Annotated in this window: 17 protein-coding genes; 9 read left to right on the forward strand and 8 right to left on the reverse strand. The window is 68.8% G+C overall.

Annotation, left to right across the window (positions count from 1 at the left end):
- Nucleotides 1–412 precede the first annotated feature (412 nt).
- Entirely contained in the window at nucleotides 413–1510 is a 1098-nt protein-coding gene (locus tag ACFQ9R_RS29990; protein WP_378995355.1) for an adenosine deaminase, read from the forward strand.
- A 50-nt stretch (nucleotides 1511–1560) separates the two neighbouring features.
- Here the strand turns inward: ACFQ9R_RS29990 and ACFQ9R_RS29995 are convergent, their stop codons facing one another.
- The 5 genes from ACFQ9R_RS29995 to ACFQ9R_RS30015 are packed head-to-tail and all read right to left on the reverse strand — an operon-like array spanning nucleotide 1561 to nucleotide 5000.
- Nucleotides 1561–2799, reverse strand: a complete 1239-nt coding sequence (locus tag ACFQ9R_RS29995) for a primosomal protein (protein WP_378995357.1) — start codon at nucleotides 2797–2799, stop codon at nucleotides 1561–1563.
- A gap of 14 nt (nucleotides 2800–2813) precedes the next feature.
- Nucleotides 2814–3173 carry a YbaB/EbfC family nucleoid-associated protein gene (locus tag ACFQ9R_RS30000; protein ID WP_378635517.1) on the reverse strand — a complete coding sequence of 120 codons (360 nt, stop codon included), beginning with the start codon at nucleotides 3171–3173 and terminating at the stop codon, nucleotides 2814–2816.
- Nucleotides 3170–3523: a hypothetical protein gene (locus ACFQ9R_RS30005; protein WP_101464284.1), complete on the reverse strand. Its 354-nt coding sequence runs from the start codon at nucleotides 3521–3523 to the stop codon at nucleotides 3170–3172. Before ACFQ9R_RS30005 ends, ACFQ9R_RS30000 begins: the two co-directional genes overlap by 4 nt.
- The gene (locus ACFQ9R_RS30010; RefSeq protein WP_378995359.1) at nucleotides 3520–4671 is read right to left on the reverse strand and encodes an NlpC/P60 family protein; all 1152 of its coding nucleotides are present in this window, start codon (nucleotides 4669–4671) and stop codon (nucleotides 3520–3522) included. Before ACFQ9R_RS30010 ends, ACFQ9R_RS30005 begins: the two co-directional genes overlap by 4 nt.
- A complete protein-coding gene (locus tag ACFQ9R_RS30015) occupies nucleotides 4668–5000 on the reverse strand; it encodes a hypothetical protein (RefSeq protein ID WP_378995362.1) in 333 nt (110 codons plus the stop codon). Before ACFQ9R_RS30015 ends, ACFQ9R_RS30010 begins: the two co-directional genes overlap by 4 nt.
- Nucleotides 5001–5146: 146 nt before the next feature.
- Between ACFQ9R_RS30015 and upp the strand changes: the two genes are divergently transcribed.
- Complete coding sequence (gene upp / locus ACFQ9R_RS30020) at nucleotides 5147–5770, forward strand: uracil phosphoribosyltransferase (protein ID WP_378995364.1); 624 nt, start codon at nucleotides 5147–5149, stop codon at nucleotides 5768–5770.
- A 1-nt stretch (nucleotide 5771) separates the two neighbouring features.
- On the opposite strand, the gene ACFQ9R_RS30025 is transcribed toward upp, so the two are convergent.
- Nucleotides 5772–7280: a phospho-sugar mutase gene (locus tag ACFQ9R_RS30025; RefSeq protein ID WP_378995366.1), complete on the reverse strand. Its 1509-nt coding sequence runs from the start codon at nucleotides 7278–7280 to the stop codon at nucleotides 5772–5774.
- A complete protein-coding gene (locus ACFQ9R_RS30030) occupies nucleotides 7281–8060 on the reverse strand; it encodes a purine-nucleoside phosphorylase (protein WP_378995368.1) in 780 nt (259 codons plus the stop codon).
- A gap of 137 nt (nucleotides 8061–8197) precedes the next feature.
- Between ACFQ9R_RS30030 and ACFQ9R_RS30035 the strand changes: the two genes are divergently transcribed.
- The 3 genes from ACFQ9R_RS30035 to ACFQ9R_RS30045 all read left to right on the forward strand — a co-directional run bounded on the left by ACFQ9R_RS30035 (nucleotide 8198) and on the right by ACFQ9R_RS30045 (nucleotide 11440).
- Nucleotides 8198–8899 carry an enoyl-CoA hydratase-related protein gene (locus ACFQ9R_RS30035; protein ID WP_378995370.1) on the forward strand — a complete coding sequence of 234 codons (702 nt, stop codon included), beginning with the start codon at nucleotides 8198–8200 and terminating at the stop codon, nucleotides 8897–8899.
- 49 nt (nucleotides 8900–8948) lie between these two features.
- Entirely contained in the window at nucleotides 8949–10151 is a 1203-nt protein-coding gene (locus ACFQ9R_RS30040) for a M20 family metallopeptidase (protein WP_378995372.1), read from the forward strand.
- A gap of 125 nt (nucleotides 10152–10276) precedes the next feature.
- Nucleotides 10277–11440 carry a M20 family metallopeptidase gene (locus tag ACFQ9R_RS30045; RefSeq protein ID WP_378995494.1) on the forward strand — a complete coding sequence of 388 codons (1164 nt, stop codon included), beginning with the start codon at nucleotides 10277–10279 and terminating at the stop codon, nucleotides 11438–11440.
- A 97-nt stretch (nucleotides 11441–11537) separates the two neighbouring features.
- Here ACFQ9R_RS30045 and ACFQ9R_RS30050 read toward each other — a convergent pair whose 3' ends face one another.
- A complete protein-coding gene (locus ACFQ9R_RS30050) occupies nucleotides 11538–11999 on the reverse strand; it encodes a gamma-glutamylcyclotransferase (RefSeq protein ID WP_056819179.1) in 462 nt (153 codons plus the stop codon).
- A 222-nt stretch (nucleotides 12000–12221) separates the two neighbouring features.
- Between ACFQ9R_RS30050 and ACFQ9R_RS30055 the strand changes: the two genes are divergently transcribed.
- The 4 genes from ACFQ9R_RS30055 (at nucleotide 12222) to ACFQ9R_RS30070 (ending at nucleotide 17731) form a co-directional block, all read left to right on the forward strand.
- A complete protein-coding gene (locus ACFQ9R_RS30055) occupies nucleotides 12222–13622 on the forward strand; it encodes an NAD(P)H-quinone dehydrogenase (RefSeq protein WP_378995374.1) in 1401 nt (466 codons plus the stop codon).
- 289 nt (nucleotides 13623–13911) lie between these two features.
- Nucleotides 13912–14940: a hypothetical protein gene (locus tag ACFQ9R_RS30060; RefSeq protein ID WP_378995376.1), complete on the forward strand. Its 1029-nt coding sequence runs from the start codon at nucleotides 13912–13914 to the stop codon at nucleotides 14938–14940.
- Between the two features lie 69 nt (nucleotides 14941–15009).
- Entirely contained in the window at nucleotides 15010–16464 is a 1455-nt protein-coding gene (locus ACFQ9R_RS30065) for a hypothetical protein (RefSeq protein ID WP_378995378.1), read from the forward strand.
- 91 nt (nucleotides 16465–16555) lie between these two features.
- A complete protein-coding gene (locus ACFQ9R_RS30070) occupies nucleotides 16556–17731 on the forward strand; it encodes a PLP-dependent aminotransferase family protein (protein ID WP_378995380.1) in 1176 nt (391 codons plus the stop codon).
- Nucleotides 17732–17742: the final 11 nt, after the last annotated feature.

A 17742-nucleotide genomic window follows, 5' to 3' on the forward strand; every position in this document is an offset into this window, starting at 1 on the left:
GGCGGCCCGGCCGCGGACCGGCCACTTCGTGGCCGTCCCTCCCTAGGGGTCGGGAGTGCGGTGGCTGGGTTGGGTGGGTTGTTGAAGACGGGGACAGGCTGGGTGTGGGCGGTGGGTTGTTGAGGAGGGGGACGGGTTGGGTGTGGGCGGTGGGTTGTTGAAGACGGGACAGGCTGGGTGTGGGCGGTGGGTTGTTGAGGAGGGGACAGGCTGGGTGTGCGGTGTTGGTTGGTGGGGAGGGGGACAGGCTGGGTGTGAGGTGTGGTTGGTGGGGAGGGGACTGGGTGGGTGTGGGGTGTGGGGAATGCGGTGGGTGGCTCGTAATAGTCGTTTGCGGGGCGGGTAATCAACGAGACGGTTGCCACGTGGGGACTTCGCTGCCGGGATCGGCCGGGGCGGCTACCGTCTATACATGACTGGACCGGCGCCCCTTGACCTTGCTTCGATCCGACGCGCACCGAAGGCCTTGCTGCATGATCACCTCGATGGTGGTCTGCGGCCCTCGACGGTGCTAGAGCTGGCCGCTGATTGCGGTTATGACGAATTACCCGCTGCCGATGCCGAGAGTTTGGGGGCGTGGTTTCGTGACGCCGCCGACAGCGGATCGCTCGAGCGGTATCTGGAGACGTTCGCGCACACGGTCGCGGTGATGCAGACCCCGGAGGGGCTGCGCAGGGTGGCGCGGGAGTGCGCGATCGACCTCGCCGCTGACGGAGTGGTGTACGCGGAGGTGCGGTTCGCGCCCGAGCAGCACCTCGAAAAGGGCCTCACGCTCGACGAGGTGGTCGAGCACACCCTCGCGGGGTTCCGGGAGGGCGAGGCGATCGCGGCGGAACAGGGCAACGTCGTTCGGGTGACGTGTCTGCTCACGGCGATGCGGCACGCGGCGAGGTCGCGGGAGATCGCGGAGCTGACCGTGCGGTTCCGGGATGCCGGGGTGGGCGGGTTCGACATCGCGGGCGCCGAGGCGGGATTTCCTCCCACCCGGCACCTGGACGCGTTCGAGTATCTGCGAGCCAATCACGCGCACTTCACGATTCACGCGGGTGAGGCGTTCGGCCTGCCGTCGATTCACGAGGCGCTGGCGTTCTGTGGCTGCGATCGGCTGGGCCACGGAGTGCGCATCACCGACGACATCAGCGTCCCGGGCGACATCGAGGACGCCCAGCTCGGCCTGGTCGCGAACTACGTGCGCGATATGCGGGTGCCGCTGGAACTGTGTCCCTCGTCGAATGTGCAGACCGGCGCGGTGCCCTCGCTGGACAAGCATCCGTTCGACCTGCTGGCCCGCCTGCGCTTCCGGGTCACCGTCAACACCGACAACCGCCTGATGAGCGACACCTCCATGAGCGAGGAGATGCTCAAGCTGGTCGACACCTTCGGCTACGGCTGGAGCGACCTGGAACGCTTCACCATCAACGCCATGAAGTCGGCCTTCATCCCGTTCCCGGACCGGCTGAAGATCATCGACGAAGTGATCAAGCCGGGTTACGCGGTCCTGCTCGGTTGACATGAATCAGGGGTGGCACCGTATCGGCGCCACCCCTGATCTGTCGAGAACTACTCGCTGACGAGGCGTGCTTCGAACGCACGCTGCAAGTCGCGGAACTGCTGGGCCTCCGACGCGTACGGCGGGTTCGGCGCCATCCGGTTCGGATCCGGGTTGAGCAGGTACGAGACGTACCAGCCCAGCGGGTTCGACTGTGCGAGAGCCGTTTCGACGCTGTCGTCATCGGCGTAGTCGGCCGCGTCGCTGAACAGTTCGACCGCGAGGTCGAGCTGTTCGATATCGACCGCCTCCGGTCCCTCGGCCAGATCGTCGACCAGACCGGTGAGCACGTAGACGTTCTCGTCGGTCACCTCGACCTCGAGCGAACCGTCCACCGCCGCGGTCTGCACCTCGGCGTAGGTCGACACCCGCGACAGCTCGTGCTCGTGATCGTCGGCCAGGTAGCGGGCCAGTGCGCGCTCGGAACCGAAGACGGTGATGGTGCTGCCGTCACCGAGGAAGATCGGCTCGTCGTCGAGGTAGCAGCGCAGGGTGAACTGCTCGCCGTCGGAGGTGACGATCTTGACGGGGTCGATGCCGACCTCGTCCCAGAAGGACTCCTCTTCGTCCTCGTCGGCCGCGGAGAGGTCGACGTTCTCGAACTCTTCCTCCTCCTCGGCGGCATCGTCGGCGTCGACCTCGTTCTCCTCGGCCGCCAGCAGCTCCGCCTCGGCGACGGCCACCGCGGCCGCGTCGACGTCGGGTGTGCTGACGACGCTGTCGATCGCGTCGAGCACGTCGTCCCAGCCCTTGACGATCGCGGCACCGACCTGGTCCCACAGCTCTTCACCGTCGCGGCCGACGAATGTGCTCGCCCCGCTGGCCAGCGCACCGAGCACCGGGTTGTTGCCGAAGAACTTGGTCACCACGTCGAGCTCGCACACCTCGGCGATATTGCGCACCATCGCCAGGGTGTCCTCGAGCTCGCCGACGACGTCGACGTCCGGGTCGCCCGCCGCCAGTTCCGGCACGGAGACCAGATCGAAGCTGAAATTCTCCTCCGGCTCCAGCTCAGCGGCCGAAAGTCCGGCGATGACCGCCCAGGACGGGTGGTCGACGAGGTCGTTGTCGGAGTTGGTGCGGATGAACGCCGCCAGCTCCGCAACGGACTCGAATCCGTAGAGGTCGTCCTCGTGACCGAGGAACGCCTCCCACTCGTCGTCACCGTCGCGCCAGCGCGGTGCCCACAGGGTGACGAGATCGCCATCGGTCAGACCGAGCTCGATCGGGACGATGTCTCCAGAAGCCATGACGCGAAGCCTAGCTAGCTCGAGCGCCGGGCACTATCCGGCCCGGGTGCTAATTGCCCGTCGGGCTGTGCACTCGGGCCGGCGAGCGATTCGTTCAGTGTCGCAATGATGTTGGAACGTGCCTCACCGGCGGTCTCGGTGGCCTGTTTGCAGGCCGACAGGATGAGTGCGGCGGCCTCGGTGGGCGCCAGCGTGGTGATGGCTTCGTCCAGCGTCAGGGCGACGAGGGCGCCGTCGCTGTTCACCTCGGCGGTGACCAGCCCGTCCTCGGTGGTGAACCGCCCGTTGACCTGCTTCAACCCGTACAGCGCGGCCTCGAGCGCCTCGAGTTTTCCGGTGACGCCCGCGACCAGGGCATCCATTTCCGCACTCACAGTGGCCTCATCCAACTCGTCTGACCGGTGTCGGCGTCGTCGATGCGATCGAGCTCGTCGACCGCCTGACGCCGGGTGGGCAGGTTCATCTTGTCGAGCAGTTCGTCGGGGATCTGCGCCTGCTCGCTGTAGACCTCGCGCAGGCGAGCCGCGGCGGCGATGGTCGAGCGCCGGGTCAGGCGCAGGATCTCGTCGGCCAGCGCCTGTGCGCCGAACTGGTATTCACTGCGTTCGAACTTGAGCGCGATCGGCAGACCCATGCTGGTCGCGCGGACCGAGATCGTGCCGGAGCGGTTGGTGCTGACCGCGGACTCCACATTGGGGACCTCGGGGATCGGCGTGCCGCTCATTCGGTAGGCCTGTAGAAGCCGTAGAACTCCATGCCACTGTTCTCCGTTCGGATGGAACTGATCGAAACCGGATCGCCCGCCTCGACGAGCTGCCCGTTGCCGACGACCATGGCGACATGGCCGTCCCACACCGCCAGATCGCCCGGCATCAGGTCACCGGGGGATACCTGAGGATTGCCGATGTGCTGTTCCTGCGCCAGCCGTGGCAGTTCGACCCCGGCCTCGCCGTAGGCGTACTTGGTGAGCCCGCTGCAGTCGATGCCCGACTGGGGGTCGTTGCCGCCCCAGACGTACGGGGTGCCGACGGCGCCGATGGCCGAGCGGACCGCGGTCGCGGCCTTCTCGTTGGGCGCCTCGACGGTGCTGCCGTCGGGCAGGGTGATCTTGACGCCGGTACCGGACCCTGTCGACGAACCGGCCGATGACCCCGTCGATCCGCCCGTGCCCGCGGAGGTCCCACCCGTGGTGGTCGACTTCGAGGAGCTGCTGCTGCTGTTGCTGCCGCCCATCGCTGTCGACAGGCCGGAACCCATGGCGCTGAGCACTGTGCTGCCGGTGCTCGCCGCGGTCGAGAGCAGGCCGGAACTCGAGGCCGAGGACACGAGGTTGCTCGCGCCGGACGAGACGCTCGCCAGCGACGTGCTCGACGGCGCGGGGGTGAGCTCCTGGATCGCGGAGGTCTGGGTGCCGAGTTCGTCCTGTACCCGGCCGACGACGCCCATGCCCTGACCGATGTGATCGATCGCCGAGCTCACCACGGCGGTCAGACCGGCCGGGGTGCCTAGGGTGGGGCTGAGCGCGGACACTTGCGACAGGAACGAGTTGACGATTCCGTCGAGCTCTTTCTGACCGGTCTCCACATAGGCGGCGGCCTGGTCGACGACGGTCGCCATCTCGGTGCCGTTGTCGCTCAGAGTCGCCGAGGAGGTCTGTACGCGCAGCGCCTTCGCGGTGGCCGCGTCGACGGCCTGGCCGTCCCACGCGGTGTTCACGTTGTTGATGCTGTTGCGGCCCTGCTGATAGATCTGGTCGAGGTTGGTCGAGGTCGAGCGCAAGCCGTCGGATGCGCCGCCGGTGCCGAGTACGCCGGTGCCGAAGCTCGACAGCAGATCGAGGAGGGGCTGAGCCAGGCCGCTGAGGTCGATCATGCTTCGGTACCGATGTCGCCCGCGGCGGCGCTGAGCCCGGCCGCGTTGTTCAGGTCGGTCTCGACGAGGGTGGTCGCGGCGCTGGCGGTGGCCACCCCCATGCTCCCCATGACCGCCGACAGCTGGGCGATCGACGCCACGTGACCGGCGTGCGCGGCGGAGTAAGCGGCGGTGAAATCGCCGCCGATGAGACCCATGATGGGGCCGAGCAGGGTGGGGTCGGAAGCAACCGAACCAGCCGCCGCCGTGGCCAGTTCCGTGGCCATCACCTCAGCAGCTGCGCTGTACGCGACGATGCCTTCGGCATCGGCCGACATTTTTTTCGTCATCGAACTTCCCCCAATCCTCGAGTTCCCGGGCAGAGTACGTCACTCAGTATCTTGGACGCACCGACGCCGCATTCGGTTCCCTACTACCGCGAAAATTTCCCCAGCGGTCGTAGGCGCGAAGCGCCAAGCGACCCTATCGTCTTTTCATGCGCACCGACACCGTCGATCATCCACTCGCCGCGGCCCTGCTCAGCACCATGCGGGACGCCCGGACCGACAACGCCACTTTCCGCAATGCTCTGGCCGATCTCACCGGCATCCTCATGTACGAGGCGCTGCGCGACGCGCCGGTGGTTCGCGAGCCCATCGACACGCCGGTCGCGGTCACCGAGGGCGTCCGTTTGGCGGCGCCCCCACTGCTCGTGCCGGTGCTGCGCGCCGGGCTCGGCATGGTCTACGCCGCAGCCGAACTCGTGCCCGAAGCCCGCGTCGGGTTCGTCGGCATCGCCCGCGACGAGCAGACCCACGAGCCGGTGCCGTACCTCGAGTCGCTGCCCGCCGACCTCACCGGCCTGCCCGTCTTCGTCCTCGATCCGATGCTGGCGACCGGCGGTTCCATGCGCCACACGATCGAACTGCTCGCCGCCCGCGGCGCGACCGACATCACCGCCATCTGCGTCGTCTCGGCACCCGAAGGCGTTGCCGCCCTCGCGGCCTCGGGCCTCCCGGTCCGCCTGATCACCGCCGCCATCGACGAGAAACTCAACGAGAACGCCTACATCGTCCCCGGCCTCGGCGACGCGGGCGACCGCCAGTTCGGCCCCCGCTGAACTATTGCTCGCCCGCTGCCAGCGACCGGCAGAACGTGGTGAGCTGGGAGAGGCGTTGGGCGGTGAGCTGTTTCGCGTCGTTCAGGTCGTCCCGGTCGGCGACCGGGGCGAATACCTCCAGGTAGCACTTGAGTTTGGGTTCGGTGCCCGAGGGACGCACGACGATGCGGAAGTCGTCGGCGTCGAAGATCAGTGCGTCGGTGCGGAGCCGGCCGCGGACCTGCGCCTGGTCGGTGAATTTCACCGGGGTGCCTGCGATGTCGCTGGGTGGGTTCGCGCGCAGGGCGGCGACCAGCACGCTCGCGGCGGCCTGGTCGGGCAGGCGCAGGGATACCTGCCCGCCCGCGTGCAGGCCGAATTCGACAGCGTAGGAGTCGAGTTCGCCTTGCAGCGTGGTGCCCTGAGCCTTCAGCAGGGCGACGAGGTCGGCGGCGGCCACCGCGGCCGAGATGCCGTCCTTGTCGCGGACCTTGGCGGGGTCGACGCAGTGCCCGATGGCCTCCTCGTAGGCGTAGACGAGTCCGTCGCCCGCCCTGGCCAGCCATTTGAAGCCGGTGAGGGTCTCGGCGTAGCGGGCCGAGCGCGCGGCGGCCAGCTTCGACAGCAGGCGTGAGGACACGATGGTCGTGGCGACCAGCGGGTCGGTGGGGTGCGTGCGCAGCACGTAGTCGGCCAGCAATACACCGGTTTCGTCGCCGCGCAGCATGTGCCAACCATCCGGGCCGGGCACTCCGAGCGCGCACCGATCGGCATCGGGATCGAGGGCGATCGCCACGTCGGCATCGACCCGCTCGGCCAGCGCGAGCAACAGATCGGCGGCGCCCGGCTCTTCCGGATTGGGGAAGGAGACGGTGGGGAAGTCGGGGTCGGGGGCGAACTGCTCCTCGACCACCCGCACATCGGTGAACCCGGCCGCGGCCAGTGCGCGCACCGCGAGTTCACCGCCGACCCCGTGCAGCGCGGTCAGCGCGATCCGCACATCCGCCCGTTCGCCGGGACCGCCGAGCAGCCGGGGCAATTCCGCGACCCGCTCGAGATAGCGATCGACCAGATCGGCACCGGAGGTCGAAACAGCTTCCCGTGCAACAGGTTCGACAACCGCCTCGATGCGCTTCTCGATCTCGCTGTCGGCGGGCGCGATCAATTGCGACCCGCCGTCGAGGTACACCTTGTAACCGTTGTCGGCAGGCGGATTGTGCGAGGCGGTGATCTGCACCCCCGCCACCGCACCCAGCTCACGCACCGCGAACGCCACCACCGGAGTCGGCACCGGGTCCGGCAGCACCGTGACGGGAAAGCCTGCGGCAGTGAAGATCTCAGCGGTCGCCGTGGCGAACTCCGCCGACCCGTGCCGCGCGTCCCGCCCGACCACCACGGCGCCACCGCCGAGGCAACGTTCGCGCAGCCAGTCGGCCAGCCCGGCGGTGGCCCGTGACACCGTCGTCACGTTCATCCCGTCCGGGCCCTCACGCAACGGTCCACGCAGGCCGGCGGTCCCGAAGCGCAGCATCTACACGCGCTCCAGAATGCCGCGCAGCAGCTTGCCCAGCCGGGGCGCCGCGGCTTGCCCCTCGGCCAGCACCTCCGCGTGCGAAAGATGTTCGCCGGTAACGCCCGCGGCCAGATTGGTGACCAGCGAGATGCCGAGCACCTTCGCGCCCAGTGCACGCGCTTCGATCGCCTCGAGCACCGTCGACATACCGACCAGGTCTGCACCGATGGTCGCGAGCATGCGGATCTCGGCGGGCGTCTCGTACTGCGGACCGATGAGCCCGGCGTACACACCCTCGGTCAGACTCGGGTCGATTTCCCGTGTCAGCGCCCGCAATTCGGGATCCCAGGCGTCGACCAGATCGACGAATCGCGCGCCTACCAGCGGGGTGCGCGCGGTGAGGTTGATGTGGTCGGCGATCAGCACCGGCTCACCCACCCGCAGGCCCGCCCTGAGCCCACCCGCGGCATTGGTGAGCAGCACGATCTCGGCGCCCGCCGCGATCGCCGCGGTCACCGGGTGCACCACCTGCTGCGGTGTGTAGCCCTCGTACAGGTGCTGGCGGCCCATCAGCAGCAGCACGTTGTTGTCGTTCACGGTGACCGAATGCACCGTGCCGCCGTGCCCCTGCGCACTGGGTTTGCCGAAGCCGGGTAACTCCGTCATGGGGATCGAGGCGCGCGGCGCGCCGATCTCGGCTGCTGCCTCCTGCCACCCCGATCCCAGCACCACGGCCACGCGATGACGCGGCACTCCCGTACGTTCGGCAATCGCCGCAGCGGCCTGTTCGGCAGTCATGGGCTGAGTTTATTGGAGCGCCGGCGCGCTCGAGTTCGCGGCCACGGGTGTCCCGACGATCGGTCGGGTCGTGCGGGGCCGGGAAGGTTCCTACCCGCGAGTAGGACAGGGTTCAGGTGCGGGCTATTCTCCCCTGCATGCCGTATTTGGAGCGCTCTGGTGATGTTTTCGTCCTGTACCTCGGCAACGAGGGTGAGACAGACAACGAGAACCGTTTCTCGCCGGACTGGATCGATGCCTTCCACGCCGCACTCGACGAGGTCGAGGCGTCCGAGGGTGCGGCCGCGCTGGTCACCGTCGCGACCGGTAAGTACTACAGCAACGGTCTCGACACCGATTACGTCTTCGGCAACCTGGACAAGATCCACGGCTACCTCGACCGGGTGCACTCGCTCTACACCCGCCTGCTGACCTTCCCGATGCCCACGATCGCCGCGGTCAACGGCCACGCGTTCGGCGCGGGCGCCATGCTGGCCACGTCCCACGATTTCCGCGTGATGCGCGGTGACCGCGGCTTCTGGTCGCTGCCCGAGGTGCATCTGGGCATGCCGTTCACGATCGGCATGAACGGCTTGCTGAAGGGTCGCCTGAGCAACCAGGTGTGCGTCCAGGCGATGACCACCGGGCACCGTTTCGGTGCCGACGAGGCCATCGCCGCCGGCATCGCCGATGCCAAGGCCGACGCCGACGAGGTGCTGCCCGCCGCGATCGCCCGCGCCGCCGCGCTCACCAGCCTGCGCAAGCCGATCACCCCGATCATCAAGACCGCGCTGCACGCCGAGACGCTCGCCGCGCTGGCCACGCCGGTCACCCCGGAGAACCTTCCCTTCGGCAACTGACCTCGCTCGCCGGTGCGCCGCTGTCGGGCACTGATGCAAGACTGGGGGTATGGCACCCTCGCGCACCGGCGAACTCACAGCCACCGCCTCCGACGCCGCGATTGTCGCTGCCTCGGACGAGCTGATCGGGCTCTCGCACGCGATTCACGCCGAACCAGAGCTGGCCTTCGCCGAAACGCGTAGCGTCGCGAAGGTCCTCGCGCCGCTGGTCGAGCGCGGATTCGCCGTCACGACGGGCGTCGCCGGGCTGTCGACGGCGTTTCGCGCGGTGTACGGCAGTGGCCCGCTCACCGTCGGCATCTGCGCCGAATACGACGCGCTGCCCGAGATCGGGCACGCCTGCGGGCACAACATCATCGCCGCGTCCGCTGTCGGCGCGGCCATCGGGCTGGCCGCCGTGGCCGACGCGCTCGGCCTGACCGTGGTGGTGCTCGGTACGCCCGCGGAGGAGAGCGGCGGCGGCAAGGTGCTCATGCTGGAAGCGGGCGCCTTCGACGACATCGCGATGGCGATGATGGTCCACCCTGGGCCTGCCGACATCGTCGGCGCGCGCTCACTGGCATTGGCCGACCTCGCCATCGTCTTCCACGGCCGCGAGGCGCATGCCAGCGCCGCGCCCGAACTGGGCCGCAACGCCGGCGACGCGGTGACCCTGACCCAGGTTGCTGTCGGCTTGCTACGTCAGCATTTGCGACCCGGCCAGCAGCTGCACGGTATAGTGTCCGACGGTGGCGTAGCCCCCAACATCGTGCCCGGACGCGCGGAGTTGCTGTACTACCTCCGCGCGGCGGATTCCGGCTCCCTCGACGACCTGATGCGGCGAGCGAAGGCGTGTTTCGAAGCGGGCGCCCTGGCGACCGGCTGCACCCACGACATACGGACGCTCGCGCCCACCTATACCGAGCTCACCCCCGATCCGGTTCTTTCCGCTGCCTACCGCGCGCAGATCACCGGACTGGGACGGGTGCCGATCGCGCCCGAGTTCGAGGTGTTGCGGCCGCTCGGGAGCACCGACATGGGCAACGTCACCAACGTCGTCCCCGGTATCCACCCGGTGATCGGCATCGACGCGGGCGGTGCGGCAACCCACCAGCCCGCGTTCGCCGCCGCCGCGGTGAACGCCTCGGCGGACCGGGCGGTGCTCGACGGCGCGCTGGCGCTGGCGCGTACCGCTGTCGCTATCGCGGGCGATGAAGTACACAGGGACAGGTTGTTGCAACGGCTGATCGAACGACAGGAGGACATTCGGTGACCATTTCCGGCCATCCGGGCACCGCACGCGCAGGCTCCGACGCGCTATCGATGGGTGTGGGCACCCACTCGATGGCGCGCGAGACCGCAGCGTGTCCGACCACGCCGGACACCGAACCAACTCTGATGTCGGGAACCGAGATCGTTGACGCATGGCTGGCCGAGCACACCGGCGACCTGGTGCAATGGCGCAGGCATATCCACGCCAACCCCGAGTTGTCGCGGGCGGAGTTCACCACCACCGAGTTCGTGTCGGGCTGGCTCACCAAGGCCGGGCTGACCTGGGAGGTGCTGCCGGGCGGCACCGGGTTGATCTGCGACTTCGGCCCCACCGATCGGCCGCGGATCGCCTTGCGCGCCGACATGGACGCGCTGCCGATGCAGGAGTTCACCGGTCTGACCTTCGCCTCGACGGTGCCCGGCGTGTCGCATGCCTGCGGGCACGACGCGCACACCACGGTGCTGCTCGGTGCCGGTCTCGCGCTGGCCGAGGCACAGGACAAGCTGCCGGTCGGGGTGCGGTTGGTGTTCCAGCCCGCCGAGGAAGTGATGCCCGGTGGTGCGCTCGATGTGGTCGCGGCCGGTGGGATGACCGGGGTCGACCGGATCTTCGCGCTGCACTGCGATCCGCGTCTGGAGGTCGGCAAGGTCGGGGTACGGACCGGGGCCATCACGTCGGCGGCCGACACGGTCGAGTTGGTGCTCGATTCGCCCGGTGGGCATACCTCGCGCCCGCATCTGACCAGCGACCTGGTCTACGCGATCGGCACCGTCATCACGGGGTTGCCCGGATTGCTGAGCCGCCGCGTCGATCCTCGAACCAGCACGATCATGGTCTGGGGTGCGGTGAGCGCGGGCAAGGCGCCCAACGCGATTCCGCAGACGGGCATGCTCACGGGCACCGTGCGTACCGGTGATCACGCCACCTGGCTGCTGCTGGAACCGCTGGTCCGCGAGATCGTCGACGGGTTGCTCGCGCCGACGGGCGTGCGCTACCAGCTCAACTACAAGCGTGGTGTGCCGCCGGTGGTCAACGATCCGACGTCGGCACTGATGTTCGAGAACGCGATCCTGGGGATGGGCGAGGACGCGTTGGCCGACACCCCGCAGTCGGGCGGTGGCGAGGACTTCTCCTGGTACCTGGAGGAAGTGCCCGGCGCGATGGCCAGGCTGGGTGTCTGGTCCGGCGTCGGCGAACAGCTGGACCTGCACCAGCCGACCTTCGACATCGACGAGCGCGCTTTGGCCGTGGGTGTTCGGACGTTGACGAACATCGTCCTGCAGGCATAGCAGTACGGGCCGACCCAGTCGGCTCACGACCGCCGGCCGCCGACACGACGTCAGCGGCCGGCGGGTCCGGCTTTACTATTCGGGGCGGCGGAACAGCTCAGGCGCCGGGCCCGACGTTCTTGCTGTTCCGGGTGCGCAGGGCGTGGACGTAGTCCTCTGGGGCGCCTGCCTTTTCGGCCGCGTCGGCGATGACGCCGATGTAGCGGGCCGAGGGGAGGCCGCCTTCGTAGGCGTCCAGGACGTAGAGCCAGGCCAGGCGGGACTCGCCCTGGGTGCCGGTGACCCGGATCCGGATCTTCTTGTGGATGCCGAAGTCGGAGCCCTCCCAGCGGTCGAGGCTGTCCTCGTCCTCGGGGGAGACGTCGTAGAGCACGACGAACACCCGGGAGCCGGGATCCTCGACGACGGTGGCCAACGGCCCTTCCCAGCCGATGTCGTCACCGGCGAAGGTCAGGCGCCAACCCTCCAGCCACCCGGTCCCGGACATGGGCGAATGCGGGCAGCGTTCCAGCATCTGCGTCGAGTCCATGTTGGACCCGTAGGCGGCATAGATCGGCACCATCGAACTGTAGCCAATAACCACGGTGGAATTCCTGTCTCCCACCCAGATCGGCTGACGGTCACACTTGCCGGTGGTGCCGAACGTGGCACAGAACACGCGCACCGTTGTTCACCGATCCGACCCGGGCACGTCACAGAGCACCTGAAATGATGGGGCGACAGCACGGACGAGCCCTCACAAGGGGCAGGTCCGATCAGGCGAGCACAAGGAGCGTGACTGGTGGCACGGATTGCGATCATCGGCGGTGGACCGGCCGGATACGAGGCGGCGCTGGTAGCCGCTCAGCACGGGGCCACGGTGACCCTGGTCGACGCCGACGGTATCGGTGGCGCCTGTGTGCTGTGGGATTGCGTGCCGTCGAAAACCTTCATCGCCTCGACGGGCCTGCGCACCGACCTGCGTCGCGCGCGCGACCTCGGCATCAATATCGATGCCGATCAGGCCAAGGTGCATCTGCCCGAGGTGAACGCGCGCGTCAAGGCGCTCGCACTGGCACAGTCCTCCGACATCCGCGCCAAATTGCAGGCCGCGGGTGTGCAACTACTTCCTGGCTATGGCGAATTGGTCGGGCCCGCACCGGGTTTGGCCCATCGCGTGCGCGCGAACCTGGCCGACGGGAGCTCCGAGGAGTTCGAGGCCGAGGTCGTGTTGATCGCGACCGGCGCGAGCCCGCGGGTGCTCCCCGGCGCCGAGCCCGACGGTGAGCGGATCCTGAACTGGCGCCAGCTCTACGACCTGCCGGAACTGCCCGAGACTCTGGTCGTCGTCGGATCCGGTGTCACCGGCGCCGAATTCGTGTCCGCCTACACCGAGATGGGTGTGCGGGTGAAGCTCGTGTCGAGCCGCGACCGCGTGCTGCCCGGCGAGGACGCCGACGCTGCCCTCGTGCTCGAGGAAGCCCTCGCCGAACGCGGCGTCGAGCTGGTCAAGCACGCTCGCGCCGACGCGGTGGAGCGCACCGCCGACGGCATCGTGGTGAAGCTGTCCGACGGCCGTACCGTCACCGGTTCGCACGCCCTGATGACCGTCGGTTCCACCCCGAACACCGAGAACCTCGGCCTGGACCGGGTCGGTATCGAACTCGACCGCGGCGGATACCTTCGTGTCGACCGGGTTTCGCGCACGTCGGTGCCCGGCATCTACGCCGCGGGCGACTGCACGGGTCTGCTGCCGCTGGCTTCGGTGGCCGCCATGCAGGGCCGGATCGCGATGTATCACTCGCTCGGCGAGGGGGTGAGCCCGATCAGGCTGAAGACGGTGGCCTCGGCGGTGTTCACCCGCCCGGAGATCGCGACCGTCGGTGTCAGCCAGACCGCCATCGACAACGGTGAGGTCCCCGCGCGCACAGTGATGTTGCCGCTCAACACCAATCCGCGCGCGAAGATGTCGGGGCTGCGGCGCGGCTTCGTCAAGATCTTCTGCCGCCCGGCGACGGGTGTGGTGATCGGCGGTGTGGTGGTCGCGCCGATCGCGTCGGAGCTGATCCTGCCGATCGCGCTGGCGGTACAGAACAATCTGACGGTCACCGATCTCGCGCAGACGTTCTCGGTGTACCCCTCGCTCACCGGCTCGCTCACCGAAGCCGGACGTTTGCTGATGCGCCACGACGACCTCGACTGAGCCCCTGACACCGTATTGTGAAACGAATCACAATGCGTTTCAGGTTTCGAATTGTGTTGTTCGCCAACGGCGCTCGTCGCTTCCGGGCAACCGCCACACCAGGTGTTTGCGCAGGCGGAACCGGGTGAAAGCGAAACCTGGTGCTGCGTTGCCTGTCCCGCGCTCATGTGGTTGACTCACCGCCGAGGCGCGATCAGTTGTGATCGCGTGGTGGAGCAGTGGGGGATTCCCTCCGGGAAAGGGATTACGAAAAGTGAAGCATCGTAAGCCGAGTCGGGCGCAGCGAGCGATGGCAAGCACGTCGTTGCCTTTGGCCGCCGCGGCAGCCGTGGCAACCCTCCTCGCGGCTCCGGCCGGCGCGGTCCCCAGTGACCAGCCGACCACGCCCGCGACTCCGGCTCCTGCGCAGCCGGGCCAGCCTTCGGGCGAAGTAGAAGCTCCGGAGACCCCGGAAACGGAAACCCCGGAGAACGTCAAGCCGGGTCAGACGAAGCCGGGCGAGACCAAGCCCACGCCGGCCCAGCCGGGTGTCACCAGCCCCGCGCCCGGTCAGCCGGAGCAGGGCACCCCCGCCAAGCCGACGCCGAGCCAGCCGGGTGTCACCAGCCCCCGTGTCGCGCCGCTGCCGGTCCCCGGTCAGGCGCAGCCTGCGGTCCAGCCGGAGCGCGCGGGCGCGACGCCCGACCAGCCGGGCACCACCAAGCCGGAGACGGGCACCACGCCGAGCCAGCCGGGCGCCACGCCGGGCCAGCAGCAGACGCAGCCCACCGTGCCGTCCGATCAGGGCACCGGGACCGGCACCCAGGCCGAGGTCGAGTCTCCGGACACCCTCGTCCAGGAGCCGAAGGAGCCGGCCTGGCAGGCGCCGCGCCTGGCCAACGCGCCCGCCGCGCCCGTCGTCGAGATGGAGGGCCCGCGTCAGGAAATCGGCGTCACCGTCGACGGTGCCGGAATCCTGGCGAACACCCACCACTACAACAACGCCTCGGGCTACGTCGGCACCGTCGGCTACCGGACGCCGGGTGGCGGTTTCGGTGACGCCGGTATCTCGGTGGAGTACGTCGGCGCGAACGAGGTCAAGGTCACCACCTTCAACGGTGGCGACGGCCGCAGCGACAACACCACCGTGACGGTGCTCGACACCACGCAGGCCAACCTGGCCAAGGCCGCGGTGGAGAACTGGATCAAGGCGCAGCCGGGCGGCAACGCCGCGCTCGATGCGGCCGCGAAGGCTACACTGCCCGTGCCGGGGGAGCTGCTTCAGACGGTGAACGTCGCGGGTGTGAACACCCAGTGGGGTGGCTCGATCCAGTACTGACACGCAGTTTGTCGTGTGGGGCGGTCGCCTTCGACCGCCCCACACGTGTGTCCCGGGAAAGGATTGGACTTGGGCACCGAGGGCGACGAGAACGAACGCGGCGATCGACAACGAGCGGCCGCGGATTTCGGCTCTCCCGTAGGAGATTTCGGGCCGCCGGTCGATGACGCCGGCTTCGGTGGGCCCGTTCCCGCCACGCCTCCGCCCGCGCCGTCCGGGGTTCCGGAGCGGGGTTGGCGACCGGCCGAACCGCCTGCCGGCGCACCGCCCGGCCCGTTCGGTCCGCCGGCCGGTGCGCCCGCGCCGGGTCCGTTCGGTGGGCCCGTCGCCGGTCAGCCGCCCGTTGCTCCGCCGCCTGCCGGTCCGTTCGCCGGCTCGGTGCCGCCCGGTCCGCCCGCGCGGCTCTCGGCTCCGCCTTCGGGCTCCACGCCGACAGATCAAGGCTCGGCGCCGGGCAGTGGCCAAGCGCCGCCTCGGTTGCCCGACGGTCGCCGTTCCGCGCCGACTTCGGTCTTCGGTGACGCGGTAGCGACGCCGCCGCCCGCTCGTCCGGGTCCCCCCGCGCCGTTCGGCGGACCCACTCCCGGTGGTCCGCCCGCTGCCGACCCGACTGTGCGTTTCGGTGGTGAGCCGCCGCGCGGTGAGAGTTCGGTCTTCGGCGACTCGGTCTTCGGTGATTCCGTGCCGGTGACGTCCGGTCGCGAACTCACCGAGGTGATCCGTCGCGGTCGCCCCGGCCCCAAAGATCCTGCGCCGCAGTCGCCGTCACGCGAGAGCGGGCCCGCCGCGGACACGGTGCGGCCGCCCGAGGGCTCCCGCACTCCGCTGGTTCCCGACAAGCCGAGGCCCGCCGCCGACAAGGCGTGGTGGGACAACCCCGACGATGACGGCGGGATTCCCAAGCCGCCATCCGAACCCGGCCTGTCGTGGGCCGACGACCCGATCGCGCGCCGTCTCGCGCCGAAGACGCCGGCCACCCCGGCGCCGGTGGAGACGGAACCCGACAACAAGCGCCTGCGCTGGATCATCGGCGGTGTGGCCGCGGCGGTTCTGCTCGTGGTGGCGCTGGTCCTGACGATCGGTCTGGTCAAGCGTGGTGGCGGCGCCGATCCCGGTGTCACGGCCGCGCCGGTTCCCTCGGTCGCGTCGGGCACCGAGTGCCAGTCCGTCGCCGAACAGTCGGTGACCGTCGGCAACGGACCGGGCGACACCAGCACCGGTGCCAGGGCCATCCTCGGCTTCCAGTACGCCTTCTACACCGACCGCTCCGGGGCGAAGGTGCGTGAGTTCGTGGCGCCCGACGCCGAGAACATCTCACCTGCCGAGACCATCCAGCAGGCGATCGACGGTCAGATCCCCGCTGGCACCACTCACTGCGTGAAGATGCGCGAAACCAGCGCTGGCCGCTACGACGTCGAACTGCGCGAAATGCACCCCGATGGCTCGGCCGTGGTCTACAAGCAGGAGATCATCACCACGAACACCGACGGAAAGTGGCAGGTCAAGTCCATCACCGCTCGGTAGCGTCTCATTGTATGAGACAACAATTTCATATTCTGGTGGGCGATATGCAATCGTAGGATGATTGCTTCTCTCGGCGTCCCCGGAGGTTCCCATGTCGCTGACAATTCCAGCATTGGCGGGCAAGCTCGCCGGTCTACAGAGCTCGGCGATCAGGGATCTGCTCAAACTCACCGCCCGCGACGACATCATCAGCCTCGCGGGCGGGCTGCCCGACGCCGCCCTGATGCCGCGCGAACGCATCGCCCTCGCCGCCGAGACCGCGCTGCGTGACCCCGCCGTGCTCCAGTACACGGAGTCGTCCGGCTGGCCTGCGCTGCGCGAGGTGATCGCGGCCCGGGAATCGGCCGAGATCGGCCGCTCGGTGCCCGTCGCCGAAGTCTTCATCACCCACGGCTCCCAGCAAGCTCTCTCGCTCCTGGCCGAAGTGCTCCTCGACCCCGGCGCCCTCGTGATCGTGGAAGATCCCGCGTATGTCGGTGCGCTGCAAGTATTTCGAGCCGCAGGTGCCCGAATCGTCGCCGTTCCCCTGGATTCCGACGGCATGCGCCTCGACATCCTCGAAGACCTGCTGGCCGCGGGCGAACGCCCTGCGCTCGTCCACACCGTCTCGAACTTCCACAACCCCGGCGGCGTCACCCTCGCGCCGCAACGCCGCCGCTGGCTCGCGGAACTCGCTGAGGCGCACGGCTTCTGGGTCATCGAAGACGACCCTTACGGCGAACTGTGGTTCGACCAGCCCGCCCCCGCACCGGTGGCCTCGTACTCGCCCCAGGTGATCCGCCTCTCCAGCGTCTCCAAGATCCTGTCTCCCGCCCTGCGCGTCGGCTGGATGATCGCCCCCGAAAGAGTCTCGCGCGCAGTGGAACTCCTCAAACAAGGCGCCGACCTCTGCGGCTCCTCGCTCACCCAGCAGATCACCACCGACCTGCTGACCGACACCACCTGGCTGGCAGCCCACATCGATGCGATCCGCGCCACCTACGGCACCAGAGCCCGCGCCCTGACCACCGCCCTGCGCACCACCTTCGCCGACCGCCTCCACTGCACCGACCCCACCGGCGGCATGTTCATCTGGGCCGAATTCACCGACAACACCAACACCGCCACCCTCCTCCCCACCGCCCTGGACTCCGGCGTCGCCTACGTCCCCGGCGCAGCCTTCGCCGTCTCCAGCACCGCCGACAACTCCCTGCGCCTCTGCTTCACCACCTCCGACGAGGCCACCCTGACCGAAGCGGTCGACAGACTGTCCTCGGCGATCGGCTAGCGACCGGCGCG

It is taken from the genome of Nocardia sp. NPDC056541 (assembly GCF_042794235.1).
GTDB lineage: Bacteria > Actinomycetota > Actinomycetes > Mycobacteriales > Mycobacteriaceae > Nocardia.

Excerpts from the sequence above, each read along its gene's own strand:
- upp (WP_378995364.1), top strand. The coding sequence starts at position 5,147 with ATGCGCACCGACACCGTCGATCATCCACTCGCCGCGGCCCTGCTCAGC.
- ACFQ9R_RS30030 (WP_378995368.1), bottom strand. The coding sequence starts at position 8,060 with ATGACTGCCGAACAGGCCGCTGCGGCGATTGCCGAACGTACGGGAGTG.
- ACFQ9R_RS30025 (WP_378995366.1), bottom strand. The coding sequence starts at position 7,280 with ATGCTGCGCTTCGGGACCGCCGGCCTGCGTGGACCGTTGCGTGAGGGC.
- ACFQ9R_RS30010 (WP_378995359.1), bottom strand. The coding sequence starts at position 4,671 with ATGATCGACCTCAGCGGCCTGGCTCAGCCCCTCCTCGATCTGCTGTCG.
- ACFQ9R_RS30015 (WP_378995362.1), bottom strand. The coding sequence starts at position 5,000 with ATGACGAAAAAAATGTCGGCCGATGCCGAAGGCATCGTCGCGTACAGC.
- ACFQ9R_RS30040 (WP_378995372.1), top strand. The coding sequence starts at position 8,949 with ATGGCACCCTCGCGCACCGGCGAACTCACAGCCACCGCCTCCGACGCC.
- ACFQ9R_RS30070 (WP_378995380.1), top strand. The coding sequence starts at position 16,556 with ATGTCGCTGACAATTCCAGCATTGGCGGGCAAGCTCGCCGGTCTACAG.
- ACFQ9R_RS30045 (WP_378995494.1), top strand. The coding sequence starts at position 10,277 with ATGTCGGGAACCGAGATCGTTGACGCATGGCTGGCCGAGCACACCGGC.
- ACFQ9R_RS30060 (WP_378995376.1), top strand. The coding sequence starts at position 13,912 with ATGGCAAGCACGTCGTTGCCTTTGGCCGCCGCGGCAGCCGTGGCAACC.
- ACFQ9R_RS29995 (WP_378995357.1), bottom strand. The coding sequence starts at position 2,799 with ATGGCTTCTGGAGACATCGTCCCGATCGAGCTCGGTCTGACCGATGGC.
- ACFQ9R_RS30005 (WP_101464284.1), bottom strand. The coding sequence starts at position 3,523 with ATGAGCGGCACGCCGATCCCCGAGGTCCCCAATGTGGAGTCCGCGGTC.
- ACFQ9R_RS29990 (WP_378995355.1), top strand. The coding sequence starts at position 413 with ATGACTGGACCGGCGCCCCTTGACCTTGCTTCGATCCGACGCGCACCG.
- ACFQ9R_RS30035 (WP_378995370.1), top strand. The coding sequence starts at position 8,198 with ATGCCGTATTTGGAGCGCTCTGGTGATGTTTTCGTCCTGTACCTCGGC.